This is a genomic window from Actinophytocola sp., from assembly GCF_036002505.1.
Lineage (GTDB): Bacteria > Actinomycetota > Actinomycetes > Mycobacteriales > Pseudonocardiaceae > DASYTH01.
Genome location: NZ_DASYTH010000413.1, coordinates 1 through 5,089, shown reverse-complemented (window position 1 = coordinate 5,089; position 5,089 = coordinate 1). Strand labels below are relative to the sequence as shown.

The window sequence follows — 5,089 nt, the reverse complement described above, 5'->3', positions numbered from 1 at the left end:
GCGAGGAAGGCGTCCTTTCTCACGCCCAGCGTGAGGAAAGCGTCCTTCGTCGCACGACTTCGCCAGCCACTGGAGTACCTGGCGTCACCACAGTCCCATCAGCAAACAGCAACCACTCAGGTGATCTTGAAACAGCCGTGGGTTGGGGAGCAACGTGACGTTGCTTTCCCTAGTAGGCCACCGGCCGGGTGCCGTCCATCGGGGTCGCGGCGCATTCCGTCGTTTCCGTCCCTTCATAGATGGCCGACGCCATGTGCCCCGCCGGAATATGGTGGCCGATGACGAAAGAGGGCTACAGGCTGGTCTCTCTGACCTTTATCAGAGAGCCAGCCCTACGTTGCGCACTGTTTAGGCCAGCCACAGTCCTGTTCACGTGCCTGACCGTCAAGGGCTCCGGCGCCACATCCGGCACTGCGGTACATCTCTCCACCTGCGACGGCTCAGCCGGCCAGCAATGGCGGCCGAGCAACGCCCAGATGAATTGTGGGTGTGTAATTCGACTGGTTAACTCAATCGGACCAGTGCATCCACCCGAATAGCTGTGGCAGCCGGCGAGCCGATACGGAGCGTGGTAGACGATTGGGTCCGACTTGGGCCTGAAGACTCTGGTCTCACCAATTCTGGTGGTGTGGAGTTGGGTTGTCCGTTGATTTCTTCCGGCGCCTCACGCCGCCCAGGACCGAAGTGGGAGACAGATGATATCTGTGACTCGAAGACCCAGATTCAACGTATTGGACCGGCTCACCCGGGTAGTGGCGGGGCTGGCGAGTACGGTGCTGGTCAGTGCGTTGGTGGTGGCCGCCGCTGCCCCGGCGCAGGCCCAGACCGGGCATCGGATGGCCTATGTCGCCAACCTGCGTGGCAATTCGGTCTCGGCCATCGACACCGTGACCGGGACGGTCACCGCGACCATCCCGGTCGGTTCCTTCCCCTCCGGGGTGGCCGTTACCCCGGACAGCGACCAGGTCTATGTCGTCAACCAGGGCAGCGACAACGTGTCGGTGATCGACACGAGCACGAACACGGTGACGGCCACGATCGCGACCGCCCGCTTCCCACGTTCGGTGGCGGTCTCCCCGGACGGCGCCCACGCCTATGTGACCGGCTTCATCAGCGTCGGCGTCGGTGCTGTCAACGTGATCGATACGACCACCAACACGGTCACCGCAACCATCACGGTTGACCATGACCCCAACGGTCTGGCTTTCACTCCGAACGGCGCCCGCGCGTATGTGGCTCACTTCGTCAACAGTTCCGTGTCGGTGATCGACACGGCCACGAACACGGTCGCCGCCACCATCTCCGACCCCAACGCCCGCACCCCATTCGCGGTGGCGGTCACCCCGGACGGGGCGCACGCCTACGTGGCCAACTTCAACAGCAACAACGTCTCGGTGATCGACACCGCCACCAACACCATCAGCAGCTTCATTCCCGTCGGGAGCCCCGAAGGGGTATCGATCACCCCGGACGGCGCCCACGTCTACGTGACTAACGCCAACGCCAACAACGTCGCGGTGATCGACACCGCCACCAACACGGTCACCGGCACCGTCACTGTCGGCACGACCCCCATCGCCGTGCTGGTCGACCCGGCCGGCGGCACCGCCTACGTCACCAACGGCGGCGGCGGCAACGTGTCGGTGATCGACACGAGCACGAACACGGTCACCGGCACCATCACCGTCGGCAACACCCCCATCGCCGTCGGCATGGCCGCCGCACCACCGATCGTGACCAGCCTCAATCCCGACCACGGGCCGGTGGCCGGCGGCACCGCGGTCACCATCACCGGTAGCCACCTGGCCGGAACCTCGGCGGTGCTGTTCGGCACCACGCCGGCCACCAACGTCACCGTGCTCAACGACCTGACCGTCACCGCGACCGTCCCGGCGCACGCCGGTGGCACGGTGGACGTCACGGTGACCACCCCGGCCGGCACCAGCGCCACCAGCCCAGCCGACCGGTACACCTACGACCGACCCGACCTGGCGGTGACCGTGGCGGATTCGGCTGATCCGGTGGCGCTGGGCGACACCTACACCTACACCGAGACCGTCACCAACGCCGGCCCCGCCACCGCGACCGGCGTGACCACCCAACTGACCCTGTCCGGCGCGGCGAACCTGATCGCCTCGGCGGTCGCCTCGCAGGGTTCGTGCACGATCACCGCACCCACGGTCAGCTGCGCGCTGGGCAGCCTCGGGGTCGGCCCGGCGGCGACGGTGACGGTCACCGTGGAGCCACAGGCCACCGGGTCGATCACCGCCACCGGCACGGTGTCGGCCGCCGAGCCCGACCCCAACCCGGGCAACAACACCGCGGCCCAGACCACCACCATCGCCAATGTGCGCGGCTGCACCATCGTCGGCACCACCGGCAACGACACCCTCACCGGCACCAACGGCACCGATGTGATCTGCGGACTGGGCGGCGATGACACCATCGACGGCAAGGGCGGCGCCGACACCATCTTCGCCGGCACCGGCGCGGACACCGTCGCCGGTGGCGACGGCAACGACGTGCTGCACGGCGGCGACGGCAACGACCTGCTCAACGGCGGCAACGGCGAAGACACCATCTACGCCGACGCCGGCAATGACCAGACATACGGCGAAGACCTCCTGTCCGGGCTGCTCGGACTGATCTTCGACAACGGCGACGACACCATCGACGGCGGGCCGGGCAACGACGTCCTGGACGGCCAGAACGGCGACGACACCCTGTCCGATGTAGACGGTACCGACACCCTGAAAGGCTCCAACGGCGCCGACCACATCACCTTGCAGGACGGCGTCGGCGGCGACACCGCCAACGGCGGCAACGGCACCGACACCTGCCAGACCGACACCGGCGACACCCGAATCAGCTGCTGAACCCAGCACCCACCATCGGGCATCGACAGTTCACCAGCGGTCGAACTCGGGGACGCCGCAACTCACGGCCCCGTGTTCGACCACCGGACCGACAACCGCGTGAAGATCAACAAGTTGTGAGTACAGCAGCCGCACTTCGTGATCTTCGGCGATGCCCTGAAGGACGCCTTCGGGACGTTCCATGACAGGAAGGGTCCCTTCAGGACATCAGGCTCCGAGCCGCCGCCAGCCGGCCAACGCTGGATGTCCCCGCGGGAGCGGAAAGGGTTCTCCGGCGCCCGAGCTCCGGATACTGGTGATGCCGGAGTGGCTCCTGGTGGCCCAGAGACGGTCTGCCGCGGCCTGAAGGCCCCTTCGCAGGGCCAGACTTCGCCAAGGCGGCCTTCAGCACGAACGAACATCACGATCTACGGCTGTACTACCAGGGCATGAACGTGACGTTGCATTCCCGCCCATCGGGTGAAGATGTCATTCAACCGGTGTGCACCGCGTAGGTCAGGTGGGTGGCCGTGGGCGAGGTGCGCACGTCGCGCTGGACGAGCCGGCGGCGGTGGCAGCCGGCCAGCAGGGGAGTGCCCCCGCCGAGCACCACCGGGGACAGGTGGATGATCAGCTCGTCGGCGAGCCCGGTGTCGACGCACTGGCGGATCACGTCGCCGCCGCCCATCACGAACACGTCCCGGTCCCCGGCTGCTGCCTGAGCCGCCTCGATCGCCGCGGCCAGCCCGGCGGTGACGAACGTGAAGTCGAGATCGAGCCGAACCTTCTCCGGCGCCGAGCGGGTGACGACGAAGAACGGCGGCCGGGCGGCATGCCGCGCGCCGTAGCCCATCTCGTCGCTCCAGCCGTGCGGTCCGTCGATGACGTCGAACAGCCGGCGACCCATCACCACCGCACCGGGGGCCTCGGCGACCTCGCGCAGCATCCGCCGGTCGACCTCGTGGTCGCTGGCCACCCAGGCGTGCAGCGGCTCGCCACCTCGGCCCAGACCCCGGTCCGGGCCCGCATCGGGTCCGGTCACAAACCCGTCCAGGGACATGCTGATATCCGCGACGACCTTTGCCATGAGCCGCTCCTCCGTCCGGTTTCGGTTGCGGGACGGACATTGAGACGCTCCGGCCGGGAGAACTCATCGCTCCGGGCTCGACGCGAGGACGTCGCCGGCACCCGTCCGCGAGCGGCGCTGTTCGTGCGCGGCGGCGAGGATGAGGTAGGCGCTGGCCGTCCAGGTGTAGGCGCGGTCCCGCAGGCCGGCGCCGGTGAGCGCGTCGAAGTTCTCGGCGAAACCGGAGTGCTCGCACAGAGCCCGGAACCGGCCGCTGATCTCGTCGGCCAGGTTCGCGAACCCGCTGCGGCGCAACCCGTCCTCGATGAGCACGGTGGCCGGGGCCCAGATGGGTCCGCGCCAGTAGCCGTCGGCCTGGTAGTGGGGAGACGTCGGCAGCTCGGTGGCCAGGCCGTACGGGGTGAGGTGCCGGCGGATGCGCTGCGCCAGCGTGTGCCGGATCCGCTCGGGCAACTCGCCGGCGAGCACGATCGGCATCAGGTTGAGCAGGCTGGTGCTGGTCCAGGTCCGCTCGGAACCGGCGGCGCGCGCGACGAACTCCTGCCCGGTCCACAACTCCAGCAGCGCCGAGCGCATGTCCTCGGCGGCGGACGTCCATGTTCCGGCTTCGGCGGGGTGGCCCAGCTCTTGGGCCAGTTCGGCGAGTTCGCGGAGCTGGAGCACGAGAAACGCGGCGAGGTCCGGGGACTCGACGGTTCGTGCGGGGTCGAAGGTCGTGGCGTTGTCCCAGCCGCTGTCGTTGCCGTGCTGGTAGTACGGCAGGTCACGGTCGGGCGCCCGGCGCTGGATGAGCCAGAACATCGTCCAGCGCTCCAGTTGCTCATAGGCACCGGCAAGGTCAGCGGTGGTCAGGTCGGTGACGAGATGGCGCAGTTGCCCCAGGGCCCAACCATGGATGGGCGGCTTGACGAAGTTGTGGAGGATCTCCGAGTGCGTCACCGAGTCGGGCAGGGCACCGGCGGCGTCCTGATGATCGAACGGAATCTGGTACTGGTCCCAGGACAGCTGCGGTGCTCCGTCCGCGAGCGCGAGGGCGTTGAAGCAGTGGTCCCAGCTCCATACCTTGTTCATCCAGTGCTTGGACATGAGGACCGAGGCCCGGGACAGGAAGCCCGCGGGTCGCACGGTGGCTGACCACAGCACGTAC

4 protein-coding genes are annotated in these 5,089 nt (G+C 67.8%); 1 reads left to right on the top strand and 3 read right to left on the bottom strand.

Annotated features, from left to right (window positions below; genetic code table 11):
* Positions 1-731: 731 nt before the first annotated feature.
* A complete protein-coding gene (locus VGR06_RS36685; protein WP_327563816.1) occupies positions 732-2,876 on the top strand; it encodes an IPT/TIG domain-containing protein in 2,145 nt (714 codons plus the stop codon).
* Between the two features lie 30 nt (positions 2,877-2,906).
* Here the strand turns inward: VGR06_RS36685 and VGR06_RS36680 are convergent, their stop codons facing one another.
* The 3 genes from VGR06_RS36680 to VGR06_RS36670 all read right to left on the bottom strand — a co-directional run.
* Complete coding sequence (locus VGR06_RS36680; RefSeq protein WP_327563815.1) at positions 2,907-3,059, bottom strand: hypothetical protein; 153 nt, start codon at positions 3,057-3,059, stop codon at positions 2,907-2,909.
* Positions 3,060-3,348: 289 nt separating this feature from the next.
* Positions 3,349-3,942 carry a dihydrofolate reductase family protein gene (locus VGR06_RS36675; RefSeq protein ID WP_327563814.1) on the bottom strand — a complete coding sequence of 198 codons (594 nt, stop codon included), beginning with the start codon at positions 3,940-3,942 and terminating at the stop codon, positions 3,349-3,351.
* Positions 3,943-4,005: 63 nt separating this feature from the next.
* Positions 4,006-5,089, bottom strand: a 1,084-nt coding sequence (locus tag VGR06_RS36670; RefSeq protein WP_414637401.1) for an amylo-alpha-1,6-glucosidase, incomplete at its 5' end; no start/stop codon positions are given.

Excerpts from the sequence above, each read along its gene's own strand:
- VGR06_RS36675 (WP_327563814.1), bottom strand. The coding sequence starts at position 3,942 with ATGGCAAAGGTCGTCGCGGATATCAGCATGTCCCTGGACGGGTTTGTG.
- VGR06_RS36680 (WP_327563815.1), bottom strand. The coding sequence starts at position 3,059 with ATGGAACGTCCCGAAGGCGTCCTTCAGGGCATCGCCGAAGATCACGAA.